The 16,080-nt window shown below is 59.9% G+C and carries 16 protein-coding genes and 5 pseudogenes; 6 read left to right on the top strand and 15 right to left on the bottom strand.

What is annotated here, in order from left to right; translation table 11 throughout:
• Positions 1-247: 247 nt before the first annotated feature.
• Positions 248-1,387, bottom strand: a complete 1,140-nt coding sequence (locus ACAX43_RS27235; RefSeq protein ID WP_370711498.1) for an IS110 family transposase — start codon at positions 1,385-1,387, stop codon at positions 248-250.
• Positions 1,388-1,521: 134 nt separating this feature from the next.
• Here ACAX43_RS27235 and ACAX43_RS27230 point away from each other — a divergent pair.
• Positions 1,522-2,178 (top strand): annotated as a pseudogene (locus ACAX43_RS27230) (IS6 family transposase); the annotation flags it as partial.
• 399 nt (positions 2,179-2,577) lie between these two features.
• Positions 2,578-3,187: pseudogene (locus ACAX43_RS27225) on the top strand (RNA polymerase factor sigma-70).
• A gap of 164 nt (positions 3,188-3,351) precedes the next feature.
• Here the strand turns inward: ACAX43_RS27225 and ACAX43_RS27220 are convergent.
• The 7 genes from ACAX43_RS27220 to ACAX43_RS27190 all read right to left on the bottom strand — a co-directional run bounded on the left by ACAX43_RS27220 (position 3,352) and on the right by ACAX43_RS27190 (position 7,569).
• Positions 3,352-3,747 carry a hypothetical protein gene (locus ACAX43_RS27220; protein WP_370711497.1) on the bottom strand — a complete coding sequence of 132 codons (396 nt, stop codon included), beginning with the start codon at positions 3,745-3,747 and terminating at the stop codon, positions 3,352-3,354.
• Positions 3,729-3,866 (bottom strand): TetR family transcriptional regulator, encoded by a 138-nt coding sequence (locus tag ACAX43_RS27215; protein WP_370711496.1) that lies wholly within the window; start codon positions 3,864-3,866, stop codon positions 3,729-3,731. The genes ACAX43_RS27220 and ACAX43_RS27215 overlap by 19 nt, the downstream gene beginning before the upstream one ends.
• Before the next feature lie 10 nt (positions 3,867-3,876).
• Positions 3,877-4,014, bottom strand: coding sequence for a hypothetical protein (locus ACAX43_RS27210; protein ID WP_370711495.1), 138 nt, complete (start codon positions 4,012-4,014; stop codon positions 3,877-3,879).
• A gap of 178 nt (positions 4,015-4,192) precedes the next feature.
• Positions 4,193-4,483 carry a type II toxin-antitoxin system RelE/ParE family toxin gene (locus ACAX43_RS27205; RefSeq protein WP_370711494.1) on the bottom strand — a complete coding sequence of 97 codons (291 nt, stop codon included), beginning with the start codon at positions 4,481-4,483 and terminating at the stop codon, positions 4,193-4,195.
• Positions 4,480-4,788 carry a type II toxin-antitoxin system RelB/DinJ family antitoxin gene (locus tag ACAX43_RS27200; RefSeq protein ID WP_370711493.1) on the bottom strand — a complete coding sequence of 103 codons (309 nt, stop codon included), beginning with the start codon at positions 4,786-4,788 and terminating at the stop codon, positions 4,480-4,482. Before ACAX43_RS27200 ends, ACAX43_RS27205 begins: the two co-directional genes overlap by 4 nt.
• Positions 4,789-5,813: 1,025 nt before the next feature.
• Positions 5,814-7,133 (bottom strand): sorbosone dehydrogenase family protein, encoded by a 1,320-nt coding sequence (locus tag ACAX43_RS27195; protein WP_370711492.1) that lies wholly within the window; start codon positions 7,131-7,133, stop codon positions 5,814-5,816.
• Complete coding sequence (locus tag ACAX43_RS27190; protein WP_370711491.1) at positions 7,126-7,569, bottom strand: DUF2231 domain-containing protein; 444 nt, start codon at positions 7,567-7,569, stop codon at positions 7,126-7,128. The genes ACAX43_RS27195 and ACAX43_RS27190 overlap by 8 nt, the downstream gene beginning before the upstream one ends.
• A 514-nt stretch (positions 7,570-8,083) precedes the next feature.
• Here ACAX43_RS27190 and ACAX43_RS27185 point away from each other — a divergent pair.
• Positions 8,084-8,657: pseudogene (locus ACAX43_RS27185) on the top strand (IS6 family transposase); the annotation flags it as partial.
• 58 nt (positions 8,658-8,715) lie between these two features.
• Here ACAX43_RS27185 and ACAX43_RS27180 read toward each other — a convergent pair.
• The 4 genes from ACAX43_RS27180 to ACAX43_RS27165 all read right to left on the bottom strand — a co-directional run bounded on the left by ACAX43_RS27180 (position 8,716) and on the right by ACAX43_RS27165 (position 11,037).
• Positions 8,716-8,916, bottom strand: a complete 201-nt coding sequence (locus ACAX43_RS27180; protein WP_370711490.1) for a hypothetical protein — start codon at positions 8,914-8,916, stop codon at positions 8,716-8,718.
• A 142-nt stretch (positions 8,917-9,058) separates the two neighbouring features.
• Entirely contained in the window at positions 9,059-9,415 is a 357-nt protein-coding gene (locus tag ACAX43_RS27175) for a hypothetical protein (RefSeq protein WP_370711489.1), read from the bottom strand.
• Positions 9,412-9,771: a hypothetical protein gene (locus ACAX43_RS27170; RefSeq protein WP_370711488.1), complete on the bottom strand. Its 360-nt coding sequence runs from the start codon at positions 9,769-9,771 to the stop codon at positions 9,412-9,414. The genes ACAX43_RS27175 and ACAX43_RS27170 overlap by 4 nt, the downstream gene beginning before the upstream one ends.
• Positions 9,772-9,846: 75 nt before the next feature.
• Entirely contained in the window at positions 9,847-11,037 is a 1,191-nt protein-coding gene (locus tag ACAX43_RS27165) for an AAA family ATPase (protein WP_370711487.1), read from the bottom strand.
• Positions 11,038-11,475: 438 nt separating this feature from the next.
• Here ACAX43_RS27165 and ACAX43_RS27160 point away from each other — a divergent pair.
• Positions 11,476-11,677: pseudogene (locus ACAX43_RS27160) on the top strand (IS6 family transposase); the annotation flags it as partial.
• A 54-nt stretch (positions 11,678-11,731) separates the two neighbouring features.
• Here ACAX43_RS27160 and ACAX43_RS27155 read toward each other — a convergent pair.
• A pseudogene (locus ACAX43_RS27155) lies at positions 11,732-12,447 on the bottom strand (IS6 family transposase).
• Between the two features lie 258 nt (positions 12,448-12,705).
• A complete protein-coding gene (locus ACAX43_RS27150; RefSeq protein WP_370711486.1) occupies positions 12,706-13,311 on the bottom strand; it encodes a TetR/AcrR family transcriptional regulator in 606 nt (201 codons plus the stop codon).
• Between the two features lie 128 nt (positions 13,312-13,439).
• Here ACAX43_RS27150 and ACAX43_RS27145 point away from each other — a divergent pair, with 128 nt between their 5' ends.
• Together ACAX43_RS27145 and ACAX43_RS27140 are read left to right on the top strand one after the other, a co-directional pair.
• Complete coding sequence (locus tag ACAX43_RS27145; protein WP_370711485.1) at positions 13,440-14,363, top strand: NAD-dependent epimerase/dehydratase family protein; 924 nt, start codon at positions 13,440-13,442, stop codon at positions 14,361-14,363.
• Positions 14,364-14,365: 2 nt separating this feature from the next.
• Positions 14,366-14,710 (top strand): DoxX family protein, encoded by a 345-nt coding sequence (locus ACAX43_RS27140; RefSeq protein WP_370711484.1) that lies wholly within the window; start codon positions 14,366-14,368, stop codon positions 14,708-14,710.
• Between the two features lie 376 nt (positions 14,711-15,086).
• Here ACAX43_RS27140 and ACAX43_RS27135 read toward each other — a convergent pair whose 3' ends face one another.
• Positions 15,087-15,962, bottom strand: a complete 876-nt coding sequence (locus tag ACAX43_RS27135; protein ID WP_370711483.1) for a patatin-like phospholipase family protein — start codon at positions 15,960-15,962, stop codon at positions 15,087-15,089.
• Positions 15,963-16,080: the final 118 nt, after the last annotated feature.

Raw genomic sequence — 16,080 nt, 5'->3', positions numbered from 1 at the left:
TCCGGTTTGCCTTGGGGAAATCGTCATGATCTCCTACTTTGGGCACTCTGATGCCGTCGGCCCGTGAGGATCCACCTCCTGCATTTCCTCACCGGCGATGGGTGGGGGACGTTCATTTCATTCCGCCTCATGAGCCTGCCGCTAACTTCCGCCGCAAGTTGGTGATGCCCGTTGCGTAATACCATCGCGGGTTGCTCGGATGCCGGGCTGCGCCGCCTTCAGGAAACTCCGTCCGTTGTTCGGTAAATCACACACAGGCCGCGGGCGGTTTGCTGTGAGGTATTGCAAGCGCCATGGCCAGTCGACTGATGTCCCAGATGAACGCCGCCAGTTCGCGGGCAATAGCCACGACCGTGATGTTGATGGGCTTGCCTCGCGCGGTCAGCCGGCGGAATCGTCGGCACAGCCGCACCTGGGCGTCCCAGGCGCGGTCGATGATGGCCTTGGGCAGACCTTCGAGACGGGCCTGGATTTCCGGACTGACGCGGGCAGGATGGCGGTAACTCCAGGCCGCTTCGACCAGCAGTCTTCGGGCGTAGCTGTTGCCGGTTTTGGTAATGCTGCCCTGGCGGCGTTTGCCTCCCGATGAATGCTCGGATGGCGTTACGCCGAGCCAGGCCATCAGCTGACGAGAGTGTTCGAAGCGGGACAGGTCGCCCACTTCTGAAACCATCCCGACGGCGGTAACGAACTGGACGCCCCGCATGGCCTGCAGGGCCAGCACTACCGGATAGAAGCGCCAGGAGATCACCGCTTCGCGTAGGGCTGTTTCGAGACGGGCGCACTGCGCAAGCCGGTCCTCGATCGTGCGCCGGTGTTCGTCAAAGGCAAGGTGCTGCCAGGCGCTGGGAAACGAACAGCGGCCCAGCCAGCGACGGTGCGCCTCGCCCCAGTTTGCGCTACCGGTATAACGGACGCCATGCGCGAGCAGGAACGACTTCAGTCGATGCCGTGCACGTCGCAGATCCTCGCGGGCAGCCGCCCACGCGCGGGCGAGATCCCGGAATGCCTCGTCTTCAATGCCGGGCACGTACACGGCCGACAGGTCGTCGGCGCGCAGCGAGCGCGCCAGCTTGATGGCATCACGCCGGTCGGTCTTTACGCGCTCGCCCGGCTTGCGCGGGATCAGTGAAGGTGCGCAGACCATGCAGTCGAAGCCCTTCTGGACGAGCTGACGGTACAGCCCGTAACCACATGGACCTGCCTCGTACACGACGCGCACGTGCGGCGCCTTGGATTGCAGGCGTGTGCACAGGCGATCGATGTCGGCCCCGGTCGTACCGGTCTTGCCCAGCAGCTCGATCTCGCCCGCGTCGATCGCGTAGGCGACCGTGATCGAGTCCTTGTGAAGATCCAGTCCAACGTACACCGTGCAATCGTTTCGCATGCTGGCCTCCGTGGAGGAAATCGCCGGGGCATGGCCCGCCCATTCCACGCCCGTGCGGCTCTGGCAGCAATGCTAACCCGCGTTCAGTTTCCCCACGGCGGGCCAGCCCTTGCCTCACGCAAAGTCATACTGCCTTCCGGTTCAGCCTGAGCCTGCGCGACGTCGAGGAGTTGTTGCTCGAGCGTGGCGTCGTGGTCACGTACGAAACGATCCGTTGCTGGTGCGACAAATTCGGCGCTGGATTCGCCCATTGCGCCAGAGCGGCGCGGCCCAGGCCGGGCAGCATATGGCATCTGGACGAGATGTTCGTGACGCTGCGCGGCGAGCCGTATCTGTTGTGGCGAGCAGTCGACGAGCACGGTGCTGAGCTCGATGTGCTGGTGCAAAAGCGGCGCGATAAGGCCGCGGCAAGGCGCTTCTTCCGGCGGGTGCTGCGTTCAAACCCGGTGCCGCGCAAGATCGTGACCGACCAGTTGCGCAGCTATCCGGCGGCGAAGGCTGACATTCCTGAGCTCGGTCATGTGAAGCACGTTTTCGTCAAGGCGGCTGCACGTTTGAACAACCGTGCCGAGAACAGCCACCCACCGACCCGCAGGCGCGAACGCCACATGTGCGGCTTTCGCGATGCGCGTCGCACGCAAGCGTTTCTCTCATGCTTTGGTCCGATCCGGCAGCACTTCGCGCTGCCCAGACATCAGATGAACGCGGCATGTCATCGTGCCATACTCCAGGAACGCTTCGTCACATGGCATGGTTGGACTGTCACTGCCGCATCTCATAAACCTATCTAATAAGGATAACTACGCTTGAACCAAACAGATAGTCTGCAGCCGTCAACTTGACAATGCCGTCGCGACGGCGGTCCGCGACCCGCCGTCACGGGCGTTGCGCTTGCCCCATATGGGGTCCCGTGGTGCTCTCCGGACGAAGCCCGGGCTTCGGGAATAAGCGAACAATCGTCCACTCGGGGGGGACGGTCGATTGAGATGGCGGTGTGGCGCGAAGACGGTGAGTGTCTGACGCTTTCCGTCAGCATCACGTGTCTGTTTCAAGAAAGTCGCCGGCGCAGGGCCGGCGACCGGATGCTTCGCGAGAGATGGCGGGCCAGCAATAGTTGGCCCGAAATCGACGTTACGGGAATCAGGAGAAAGAACCTGTTCTTTGAATCAGCCTGACAGCAGGAGACACGCATGACACAAACGTCCGGCGCCGCATTCGACGATCCCGGTCTACCTGACCCGGTTGCGGCGCGACCTGCTGCGCTTTGCTCGGCTCCAGTTGCGCGATGCGGCTGCGGCGAAAGACGCTGTCCAGGAATCACTCGCAGCAGCGTCGACCCAAGCCGACCGCTTCGCTGGACATTCCGGACACAGGACATGGGTGTTCGGCATCCTGCGCCATAAGCTCGTCGATACGTTGCGCGCCAGGCAACGCACGGTCAACCTGTCAGCACTCGAATCCGAACTCGACGGCGAAGCGCTGCTCGATCGCGAGCTGTTCAGGGACAATGGCCGCTGGTCGAACGAGGCCAGGCCGCGCCCGTGGCCGACGCCCGAGACCGCGCCGAGTCAGCAGCAGTTCTGGCAATCGTTTGAGATATGTCTCGAACGATTGCCAGAACATATTGGACGGGTGTTCATGATGCGGGAATTCCTCGACCTCGACACGGACGACATCTGCACCGAATTGCAGATGACCGCAAATCACTGCAGCGTCCTGCTCTATCGCGCGCGGCTCAGATTACGCGCCTCTCTGACCGAAAAGGGGCTTTCCAGAGAGGATGCGCATGGGGAAGTGTAAGAACATCATGCGACGGCTGCCATCGGGTTGATGACCCCGTGGACGATGCCTTCCGCAGGACGTCGCGCGCGTGAGCCGCGCTCCTTTGTACGGGAATCATTGTTGGAGGGCGGTGGAGCCGTCGCAGACTGGTTGCCACCAGAACGCACGCAAAGCAGCAGCTCTTAGCGCGTCGCAGCTATCTGGGGTAAAGCCTCTTGCGCCGCAAGACCAGTTACTACCTGCGCAGCGACCAGTTGCAGTTCAGACATTGTTGCCCCGTCGCGGGCCTGAACCGATAGTCCCTGCAAAACGGCACTCAGATAGCGGGCAAGTGCGGCAGCCCTGTCCGGGCTCGTCCAGCATTGCAGCTTCATGGCAATCCCGTTTATCAGGACATTCCGACGCGTGGTCATTCCACGAGCAAGGGCCGTATGGTCAGGCTGACAATCCAGCATGCCAATCGCAACCATACATCCGCGCTCCCGCCTTGAGTCCGTGGCCGCCTTCACCGCTTCGTCCAGCAGACGGCTCACGGCTTCGAGGAGCGTCGTTGCCCCGTTCAGGGCAGAAAGATCCATTGTGACCCCAGAGATACAGCGTAGATATCCAGCGCAGCCATGAACAGCTGGTCCTTGGTGCCGAATGCGGCATAGACGGTCGGCGCTGCGACACCGGTTTCCCTCGTCAGGTGCTCCATCGACACGCCTTCAAAGCCGTGCCGCCAGAAACAGCCGCATCGCTGTGTCGAGCACCTTGTCCTGGTCGAACGATAGCGGCCGGCAGGCGCGCAATTTCCGTTTGAGCTCCATGGCGACCATTAAATAACCTGTCGAATTGAAGGTCAAGGCGGTACGGTAGCGGTTTGATCACTCGCCGAACCATCGGCTAACGCACGACCACCCCGGCTGGACGAATGTACCTGACGATATTTGCAGGTATCGGCGCTGGATATCGTCAACTACGATGTCCGATCGGTTTCGAACGAAAGTCACTGCATTTGGCCGTGCCCCTCCACGATCACGGTTAATCCGTCATTTCATCGGGCCATTGCTGTGCCCAGTGCAACACACGCAGGATGCGCACGGTGTCGCCTGTAATGCGATAGGCCGCAATATACGGTGTCCTGCTGATGACCAGTTCGCGAGTACCTTCGACGCGCCCCGGACGGCCAGTCTCGGGAAACTGCAGTAGCTGCCTGACTTGCATACGGATCCGGTCATCCACGACGACGGCCGCATGTGGGCTGTCCTCTTCGATGTAATCAAAAATCGCGTCTCGATCCTCCATTGCGAAAGCGGACCATTCAAGCCTCACGCGTCACCTTCGCCGGCGTTGCGAAGGGCAACGGCGCGGCGCCTGGCGAAATGAGCCTCGACTTCATCGTCCGGGATAGCAGGGCGCGGATCGTCCAATGCTTCCTGCACCTTCGCGCGGAACCAAGTGTCATACGCGGCCGGGTCGGTCGCGAAGGCGAACGGCAACGCACCTTCGTTGGCAACGCGTGTCAGGAGGATGCGCACAGCATCCGAGACCGTCAGCCCCATGTTGTCGAGTACCGCAGCCGCGCGCTCTTTCAGCGCGGGGTCGATGCGTGTTTGCACCAATGCAGTCGCAGCCATGGCAATTACTCCTACGTCTAGTCCAGATTTCCCATTGTAATTCATTTGAATTACATATGGTGTCACCATCCACGCGACAACAATTCGTGCTGCCGGTCAATTGTGACGCATCACGCCTCTCCGACACCCGGCGATCCACGCTCGGGCAGTCCAGCAAAATCAAGCACGAGGCGTGCGGTCAGCCCACGTTGTTCGCGTCGGGCAGGCTCGGCCGACACGATGACGCCGGCGCGTTTTTTTTCGGTTTCGACGCGCACACGCAGATTTCCAGCCCAGCGAGGTCGCAATCCGTTTCCGCACGCCAGCAGCACTGGATGACAAGCACAATTCTTCAACCCGCAGGACGAACGCACCAGGGTGCTCGATTTCCTGAATCAGCGTCTGGATGGATTCGTCGTCGTGATAGAGCCATGCAGGTCCGCGCAGGTCATGTCTGAATGGAGGCATGAACGCCGGTAGCGGTCGCGATGTCGATGCGTCGGTGACGCCGGCGCGGAAGATATCCGCCTGCAGTTCACTGCGCAGACATTGCAGCGCTACCGGGGTGCCGTCAGGATTCGTACTTGTCTGCACGCTTGCGATCTGGAAAGTGACACTACGTAAGGATTGGCGCGAACCGTGTTTGAAGATGCTAAGCCGGCGACAATCACCTCATGGCAAGCCCTTGATTTGATTAATTGTGCAGCACCGCTGCCGCACGTTGGCGTCCGAATCCTGAGTCCACCCCAAGCGTCGCCGCCTACCGCTCCGAACATCGTAGCGGTGAAGGTCCAATAAGTCGGGCCGTCGGGCTGTTTTGTCTTTTGTCGGACCGGATTTGCCGTGCGGGGATACGACAAACGCGATGTTAGCTTCCCCTCCGCTCTTGCGCTGCTACGCATCCACCATGCACGTTGGGATCATCGCGAAACGTCAATGTGGGCGCGGCGTGCTGCTGAGCCGGCATTACCGGGAGAACGGCCGGACATGCCGGGGCTCGCGACGATCATGGCGTGACACCATCATTACGTCGGCGTGCTTTGCGCCTAGCCGCCCGTCTTTGTCACACGCCAGACGGTATTGCCGACATCGTCAGCGATGATGAGCGCGCCGTCCTGAGCTTGGGCGAGCCCAACCGGCGCGCCACGCAACTCCTTTTCGTCGTCGGAAGTAAAGCCGGTGACGATGGGCTTCGGCGTGCCGACGGGTTTACCGTTCTCGAACGCGACGTACGCGACCGCGTAACCGCTCAGTGGCGAACGATCCCAACTGCCGTGTTCGCCGATAAAGGCCCCGCCCCGATATTGCGCCGGCAGGTTGCTGCCGGTGTAGAACAGCAGTCCAAGCGGTGCGACGTGGGAGCCAATCGAATAGTCCGGCCTGATCGCCTTTGCGACCAGATCGGGGCGCTGTGGCTGGGCACGCCGGTCGACATGCTGGCCATAGTAGCTGTACGGCCAGCCATAGAAGCCGCCTTCCTGCACCGAGGTCAAATAGTCGGGGACGAGATCCGCGCCGATTTCGTCGCGTTCATTCGCGACCGCCCAGAGCCGTCCCGTTTTCGGTTCCCATTGCAGCCCGGTCGGGTTGCGTATCCCGGCCGCATAGATGCGGCTGCCGCCCGTCGTGATATCGACTTCCAGTACGTTTGCGCGCCGGTATTCGACGTCCAGACCATTTTCGCCGACATTGCTGTTCGAGCCGACGCCGACATACAGCTTCTTGCCGTCGGGACTTGCGAGCAGCGCTTTGGTCCAGTGATGGTTGACCGTGTCCGGAAGATCGGTGAGTTCGACTCCGCCCGCCGAAATGCTGGTCTCGCCCGATTTGTACGGGTACTTCAGGATCGCATCCGTGTCGGCAATATAGAGCGTGTCGCCGACGAGCTGCATGCCGAACGGCGAATGCAGGTGATCGATGAACACATATCTGTCCCATTTCCCGCTACCGTCAGTGCGCTTTCGCAGCAACGTAATGCGATTGGCGCCTTTTGCTTTTTTTCCGGAGCGACTCTCGATCATCCCGGCGATCAGCTGCTTCGGCGTGGTGACGGCCTCCGCGTTGGGGCTGTTCGATTCCGCCACCAGGATGTCGCCATCAGGGAGGACATAGACCTGGCGCGGATGTTCGAGCCCGGACGCGATCTTCTCGATCTTCAGGCCGTCCGCCACTTTCGGCGTTTCGCCGTTCTGCCAGCCGACGTGCTTCGGTACCTGCATCGGAGGTGTGAAAAAACTCTGCGCACTCGGCAACGGCGGATTGGCTCCGGCCTGATGCTCGGCGTCGTACCTGGCCCGCTCGTTGCACCCGCTGAGCGAGCCAGCGATCGCGATCACGACGACGCTGCTCAAGATGGATCTATTCACGAGTCGCCTCCCTGAAACCGAACCTGTCGAACGCGAGCGCGATTTGCGCGACGCTCAGCAACGTCACTGTGATTACCGACAGAATGACGTTCTGCGGCACCATTGCGTACGCGTCGCGGCTATGAACGAATGCGTTGACGATCGCCGCGACGATGCCCAGCAGGTTCAACCAGAAGTCGAGTTTCTCGATACTCGTTACCGTATAGCGCGACGGGAGCCATACATGGCAGAGATTGATCACGCGAGGAACGATCGCAAAAAGCAGTCCCGCCGTGACGAGCCACGCAGCCCCTTTTCCCCAGAAAACATTGGCGGTGCTCGCGTAGAGGATGTCGAAGATCAGTGTGCCGACGAAGAGGCCGTACGGGATCGGATTGAACAGATCGAAGACCGCCGTGGCCAATCTTGACCGATATCTCGGGCTGGTTGGAGTCATGGATAAATCCTTTTCTGAAGCTAACGATGCGATAAACGACACCCCGGTAACGGCCGGTCGGACCTGGCGTCGACATTATCCGCACCGCATCATCTTCCGGACTCGTACCGCTCGAGCATCGGGTCATGCAGTCAAAGCCCCACGGCATGCAGTCCTGAAAGATCCGGCAAGCTGTTCGTGAAAGGATTTCGCAAGCATCGGCATCCGAAGTTCGCACCGGCAATGCAGGCAGCGTCCTCCCAGCTAGACACCTGCGAGACGCAAATCACATGCCCGATTCCGGGGATTCGATCCGCACGGTATTCGGTACGCACGCGCCGCGTCCAGAGGATCACTGACGAGCCGGCTAAGGTGTTGGACTTGCCGGCGCATTCACTGAAGGAATGGGATACACGCGGAGGCAGCGTCCTAGGAAACCCGTCGCTTCCTGAACTTGTTCCTGAGAAACTCGGCTCCGGTGCAAATCGGTGAAGCCGGTAGGTTAAGCTCGGGTTTTGACGAGCGCGAGCAGGCTATGAGTAACCTGGTAGACATCGACAGGCTGTTCAACGGCCGCCACTTTGACCGCGAAGTCATCGTCTTGTGTGTGCGTTGGTATCTGCGTTACAAGCTTAGTCTTCGAGACCTCGTTGAAATAATGGCCGAGCGCGGGCTGTCGCTGGCGCACACTACGATCATGCGCTGGGTCAAACGCTTCGCTCCGGAGTTCCTCAAGCGCTGGGACCGGTTTGCGAAATCCGCTGGCGTTCATGGAGAGTCGACGAGACGTATGTGAAAGTCCGTGGCAAATGGGTCTATCTTTACCGTGCAGTTGACCGCGCAGGAAAGACGGTCGACTTCCGGCTCAGCGCCAGGCGCGACGTCGCTGCGGCCAAGGCTTTCTTCGCGAAAGCGATCAGGAGTCAAGTCAAGGGCTCGCTCCGAAGACAATCACGCTGGACGGTTACGCTGCGTCTCACCGCGCGGTGCGCGAAATGAAGGCTGACCAGTTTCTGCCCGCGGACACGACGTTGCGATCGTCGAAGTATTTGAACAATTTGATCGAGCAGGATCATCGCAACATCAAGTCCAGGCTAATACAGATGATGCAATGGTGAATACGCCGTTTTTTCTCGCGCTCGTAATTCGTAATTTGCACCACAACCCTCATTGCTGCCTCTGCGCAAACCCCTCGCGCCACAACGTAGCACCGACTGACGTCAGCACCGCCAGGTCGTCTTCCTCAAACATCCCCCAATGTGTCGCCAGCCAGCCGGCGAATCCCGCACACGCGTCGTCTATCGGGATATCGGCCCGGCCTTCCATGTTCAGTCGCTCAAATACCGTGATCACGTCCTCTGGCGTCATGGCCACCTCCCGTTGATGGATTGAGCCTAGAACCCCGGCCTGGCAAGCCAGGGCTTTTTCCGGTCTGCGCCTTTCACCACGTTCTGACGCAGACGTTGGGGCTGTAAGGCGGTCGATCAGTAGCGCGTCGAGAGCGAGGCGCTTACGCCTCATCCGCCTTCAACTCGTTCTCGCACGCCGCGTAGATCCCGCGGACGGTTGCTGACCGATAGTCCAGGCGCCAACCATCCGTGAACAGTTTCGCCAGCGAATCCGCATGCCAGAACCGCGGTAACTCGGCAAATTCCAGAGCGACCCTTCCCGATAGCGTTCCGAAGTGGATGCGTTCTTTCCAATCGGCTTCGGCTCCATTGCTGACCAGCCAGATCCGTGTCGATTCAACCAGGTGATCGGTACGCAGCCATTCGCCGGTGCGAGCTTGAGCGATTAGCTGGGCGCACACGAGGTAGCAGAGCAGTTCAGCGCGGGCTTCGTCATCGAAAGTCGCAACGTTGGTCATTCGTCGATGGATACATTGAACTGCGTTTTGCACGAAGGGCATTTCATCGGCTCGACATCGCCTTGTGCCGGCAATGCGGCGAGCGATCGCTCTTTGCCTGCGAGAAAGCAAACGGGGCAGGGAAATGCCTCGTGCGTCTTCAGGCGGTGCCAGCGGTCGACGAACCGTTGCACGTCCATGGGACGTGTGTCGGTCGCCTCAAGGTGATCCAGGAGAACATGAAAAAGAGGGGGATTCTGCATATCGTCTCCCAGGCTTGCTCCAGTACCTACAGGACCGCCGCGCACGCAAACGTTAAGTGCCCATCTGCATGCCAGCGGGTTCTGCTCAGGATGGTTCCCCATGTATTGCTGCATCTGGCGATCCCGCTGCGTCGGGCTACCGCCGCCTCCCGAGCAGCCTGACAGTGTCCTTCGACGACGGCAAGTGACTTATTGCCTCCAATCTTCGCCTGGCATTATGCGCTTCATGAACTCATCGAATAGGGGAACGGTAAATGCCGTGTCTCCGTGCGTTGGACTCCAGATCATCCCTTTGAGAATCAGATTACTTCTGATTGGCCCGAATGACTGCACAGGGCGGCCGAACTGGTCTGCGATATCACCGGATCGATGTGGCCCGGGGCCGAGTTCGGCCATTCCGCGCAGATACTTTTTCTCAGCAGGAGTCAGCCGGTCAAAACGGACACGAAAGAAACTCTCGTCAAGAGCCGCAACGGCCTCCCGTGACGCGTTAATAACGTCGTCTTCCGTGATCGGACTATGCGACGCGGCGTCCCAGGCGTGCTTGCCCCATTCCTGCAGAAAATACGGGTAGCCCTTGGTTTCGCTTACTATCCGGTCGACTGCCGGCTCGTCTACCAGTACGCCCTCATCGCCGGCTGGCTTGACGATGGCGCGTTCTGCGTCCGGTGTTGCCAGTGCGCCAATTTCAGGGAACTGGAAAAGTCGCTCAGCATATGACTTGGCTTCCCCCATGCGACCACGAAGCTGAGGAAGCCCCGCACCGACCAAGGTCACGGGTAGTTGTGCCTGCGCGCAACGGTGAAGCGCAGAGATCAAGGCAGCCATCTGCCGTTCCTCCACGTACTGAAGTTCATCGATGAAGATAACCAGTATTGTGCCCGCCGCTTTGGCTGTCCTCCCTACCTGTTCAAGTAGTGCTGTCAGGTCGCCTTCCAACTCTCCGTTGTCTGCGAGTCCGGGCTCAGGATCGTAATCGAGGCCAACCTCGATATCCCTGTATGTCAATTTGAGTTTGCCCGCGAATCCGGCAAGCGCTTTCAGACCACGCACAGCCATATCCCTTGCGGCTTCGATCCTGTTGAGACGAAGCAGGGCCAGACGTAACTGAGGGGCAAGAAGGGCCGGCAGCGAGCGATTCTCCGGCGCTTCAATCCGGATAGTGTGGGCGCCCGTTCCTTCGGCGTCGCTGCGCATCTGGTCGAGTAGCACGGTCTTTCCGACACCACGCAAACCGACCATCAGGACACTTTTTGCAGCTCTGCCACGTCTTTGGCGTTCTATACATACTCGTACCGCCTCACGGACATCGCCGCGGCCTGCGAGTTCAGGGGGAGGACTACCCGCGCCGGGAGCGTAGGGGTTTGAGACCGGATCCATAGTGTCACAAGCTAGCTATGTTAGTGAAGTTATGGATTATAGATAACTTTCCGAATTCCAGTAACTTCCGGCAGATTAGGGTCGGGTTACCCGCATTCCTGCAGTTCGTTTCGATAGTTTATCTATTCCTAATAATTTTGCTAATTCGGTAGCGTTGTGGTGGCAAACCCGGAAGTGTCCCGGTCAGGGCGCTGTAAATACCGCTTTGGTGTCTTCCGCAAGTCTAGCCGAGGGAAGTTTTCCTGAAAAAGCTCACCTAAGAGGATTATCAATCGTCAAATACGCAACTAACCGTCTATACCTCACACGTAAACGTTAAACCAGACACCGCCTGCAGGGGATGGACGACGCAAGTCATGGACTGACACTAAATCCGGTTCTGTTGCAATAAGGCGATCCGCTATGATGCGCGGAACAACATGAACGGCTGAAAGCTTGATGACGACGTTGAATCCGGCGGTGGCCCGAGTGCTCAAGCGCCTGCATTACCCGCTCGACGTGATCCTGATGTGCGTACGCTGGGACGTGGCCTATCCGCTAAGCCTGCGTCACATTGAAGAGATACGCAGAGCGTGGCATTTGCGTTGATCATTCGACCGTGCATCGCTGGGCGCTCAAGCTGTTGCCGGTGCTAGAGAAGGATCTGGTGCAAATAGGTAGCATGGCCGAGATGTTTCTTATAGATATGGACACCTTATCGACTGAGCAGGCCAACATTCCAGACGGAGGACGCAGTGATGTCCTCGGGCGCGAGAGCGGAGCGGTCGAATTGCCCCTTGCGAATGCGATGTATCAACTCGATGCCGGCAATCGTGCTCGCGGCACTCCTGAACCTGAACCGTTTGAACCCGAGCATCACGTTCGTCCTGGACTTGATGCGACGATGGTCCTGTTCGTTCAGATTGTTGAGATACTTTCGAAGACCGCACCTTCGTGTCCTCAGGCAGCAGGCTCTCGGCCTTCATCTCGCGCACAGCGCGATGTGAGGCCGCATAGCCGTCGAGCGTGATTGTCTTCGGCAACTGGCCCTGATGCTTGATGGCGTTGCGGAAAAATGTTTTGGCTGCCTTTACGTCACGCTTTGCCCTGAGCATGAAGTCTACCGTCTGGGCGCCCCGATCCACCGCCCGATATAGATAAGCCCATCTGCCTCGGATCTTGAGATACGTCTCGTCAACCCGCCACGACCGTCCCAGGTGTTGCGAAATGGTTCCGGCGCTTGACGAGCTCGGGCGTATAGCGCTGTACCCAACGCAGGATCGTCGTGTGACCAAGCGACAACCCTCGCTCAGCCATCATCTCGACGAGATCGCGCAGGCTGAGCTTTTAGCGCAGATACCAGCGCACACAAAGAATGATCACGTCACGGTCAAAGTGACGGCCGGCGAACAGCCCGTTCAGACTCTCCAGCTTGCTCATCGCGGGTCCTCAAATCGGTCAGGCCGACACTCTAACCGATTCGCTGATCGCTATTTGCACCACCGCCCCGCCGATCGCCGTCACGCAAGCCGGCCACAAAACGACACTCACAATTTTTTAGAAACGCGCCTGGATCGTGCGGAAACCGGTGCGCGAATGCGTTCGGAATCGGAAGCGCGGTGTCTTGCTTCCCGCGCTACACGCTGTTGCGCTCCGCATGCAGTAGCTCGACATCTTATGCAGCGCTCCTTAGCGAAGTGCAACTGCCACCGCCTCGTCAATCTGCAGCGCAAAGCGCGCTTCAACATCGGGCACCCTGTAGCCAATTGACAGTTCCAGATACGCGTCGCCTAGCACCAACTGAACGAATGCCGCTGCCCGCAATGCAGCAGTCGATTCGTCAAATCGCTTTCGCAGAATTTTTGCGGCGAAGGCACGCACGCCCTTTGCACCATTTTCGTAAAACACCTGGCCGAGCTCCGGAAGACGCTCGGCCTCAGCAACGACGGCCCGGTAAAGCCGCAGATTATCCGGCGCGATAAGGATTTGTGCCAACACCCATCCCAACTCGCGCAACTCGACTTCGGGTGATCCATCGGATTGCTCGTCCTGAGCGCTGGCAAGAAGTCCACCCACCTGAGCGCACATCGAGCTCACCAGACCAACGAAGAGCGCCTCCTTCGACTTGAAGTGGCGGTAGACCGTCTGTTTGCCGACGCCAGCGGCCGCGGCGACATCATCCATCGTTGCCAGGCCGAAGCCCTCGCGTAAGAAAACGGTTTTCGCGCCGTCGAGGATGGCGGACCGCTTGCGGCATTGCAGCGGGCTCAGGCCGGAGAGAGAGGAAGTGTCCATGCGAGATAAATAACAGATCGTCGAATAGTTGACAAGACTGATCAGTCTCGTTTAGATTTGCCAAAACGAGACCGACGGGTCTCGTTTGTATGACTGTTCAACTTCGCAGCCAATCATTGGAGAACGCTTTGAAACTGTTCATTACAGGTGGTACTGGCTTCATCGGGCAAGCGGTCGTGCGCAAGGCAATCAGCCTCGGCCATCAGTTGACGGCGCTGGTGCGCGAGGATAGCTCGGCCGCCGCCAGCGCGCTGGCACGTCTCGGTGTGACACTGCATTCCGGCGACCTGCGCGAGCCACAGTCTTTCGCTGCGGCTGCCGGTGCCGCTGATGGCGTGGTGCACACCGCGTCGACCAACGACGCTTGCGCCGCTGCTGCGGATGAAGCAGCGGCTGTAGCGATGCTTTCGCATTCGCATCCGGGCGCGGCGTTTGTCTATACGTCGGGCACCTGGGTCTACGGCAATACGGAGGGCGAGCCCGCGACTGAAGCATCGGCGCTGAACCCGACACCACTTGTCGCCTGGCGGCCCGCAGTGGAGCGACACGTGCAGGCGCTGGCAGCACGCCGCTCGATTGCCGCGGTGATCCTCAGGCCGGCGATGGTGCACGGCTACGGCGGCGGCATCTTCGGCATGCTTGCCGGCATGGTCCGTCAGACCGGCAGTGTGAGGGTCGTCGGCGATGGTCGCAACCACTGGCCTGCCGTTCACGTCGATGATCTCGCCACGGCTTACCTGAGCGCGGTGGAGCGGGCGGCAAGCGGGGGCGGTCGAGTCGCCGGACAGATCTTCAACGTGGTCGCGGAAGATGCCGTTGCCGTTGCCGAAATGGGTGAAGCGATTCGGGCCTGGGTCGGCGCCGACCGCGTCGAATTTTGGCCGCTCGACGATGCTCGCAAATCGCTGGGGCCATTTGCTGACGCACTGGCGCTCGACCAGACGGTAAGCGGCCAGCATGCCAGGCGAGTTCTTGCATGGGAACCCCACGGCCCCGGCCTGATTGCGGACCTCTCTGTACAGAAACACTTTCAGCAAAGCAACGGAGCATGACGATGGCGTTAAACACTACATCTTTCGAATCGATTCTCGCGACGATCGTAGCGGTTCTGTTCACGGTTGCTGGCGTGGTCAATCTCGCAGGACGCGGCGCGGTGAAGCGCGACTTCGCACGCTGGGGCTACCCGGCATGGTTTCAGTTGCTCTGTGGCGCTCTCGAGCTGCTCAGTGCAGCACTTCTTTTTGGACAGCAAACCAGAGTTTTAGGCCTCATGCTGGCCGGTGCGATCATGATTGGCGCGCTCTTCACGTTGCTACGAAATCGGGAGCCGTTCCGGCATCTCGCCCCTGCGCTGATCTTCTCGGCTTTCATTGTGGCTACTGTGGCGCTCCGCGGTTGAGGCTTGCTCGCCACCAGGCTAGTGAGCCCGGGACGCTAACAGACCGCGCGGGCAATCCGTGCTGCAGGTACTTGAAATACGCACATGGATAGCGGCATTGGAGCAACTCCAGTTTGATCACGTGCGTCATGCGTCTGCTCTTTGTAGCGATGGCTGGGCGCTCCGGGTAGCCTGCCGCAGATCACCGCTTTACGTGCCACAGGAAACGGTCCCTCATGCATGGGGCCGCAGGAGGCCCTTCCAGCCGTTCGCCTGTGGTCTCAGACGGACTTTCGAATGTCGGCTCGATTCACATAGCGGACCAATGGCAGCCAGTCATGCTCGTCGGGTCACTGGACTTTGGCACAAAGTAGCTCTCAGTTTTTTGCTTGCGCCATTACCGCGCGGCGTGCGCGTGCTCGCGCAGCTCACCGGGAATCAAAGCGCGCTCGAGGCCACCATCGCTGAGCCATGCACGCGTCTTCTGCGCAGCGCGGTCGATCAGTTGCGCGCACTGCGTATAGTCGTAAGGCGAGACATCGAGTGGACACAACGGCGGAACGACATAGATCTGCACACGCGTCGAATAGAACTCAAGGTCGCGCACGAGCTGGCGTGCGATGACGAGCGTCAGCGCATGCAGGCCCTGCGCGATCGCGCTACGCGGCGGCGCATGCAACGCACACGCGAATCCGGCCGGTAGCACGATGATGCGCGTCGCACCGAGCGCGACCGCCACCGAGATCGGCGTGTTGTTGGCGACGCCGCCATCGATGAGATCCACTCCGTCGATACGCACCGGCGGGAACACGCCGGGAATCGCTGCGCTTGCCAGCACGGCGTTCACCACAGGACCGGTAGAAAGAACGATTTCGTCGCCGGTAAGCATATCGGTCGCGGCAATGTGAAGTGGCAAGGTCGCCTGCTCGATCCGCTCATACGACAGATGCGTCTCCAGCAGCTGACGCAACGCGTTCGCCTCAACGAGGTGCGCACGACCGCGCAGGATCATCGCGAGCAGCCCGAGCATGGAAAGCGGCATGATGTCCTGCCGCCGGATCTTGCACCAGAGCGCTTCGAGCATTGCTACGCCACCGCCGTCCGGTCGTCCGGCGAAATACGCTGCGTTGATCGCGCCTGCGGAGGCGCCCACCACGCAGCCCGGATGCTCACCGCGTTCGAGCAGTTCGCGCAGCATGCCAACCTCGATCGCGCCAAGGCTGCCACCGCCAGCGAATACGAAGGCGGTCAAACCCGAAAGATGGGAGTTCATGGCTTGTTCGAAACGTGTGCCCGCGGTCAACGCCAATTGTTGGTGCCAGTTGCGCCGGAAGCAGCATGCTGAGGCAACCGCATACAAGCGCCTGTATAGCGCATCCAACACAGCCTCA

The sequence above is a fragment of the Paraburkholderia sp. IW21 genome (assembly GCF_041321145.1).
Taxonomy (GTDB): domain Bacteria; phylum Pseudomonadota; class Gammaproteobacteria; order Burkholderiales; family Burkholderiaceae; genus Paraburkholderia.
Note: the sequence above shows the minus strand (reverse complement) of the source record. Positions and strands in the feature narration are given on the sequence as shown.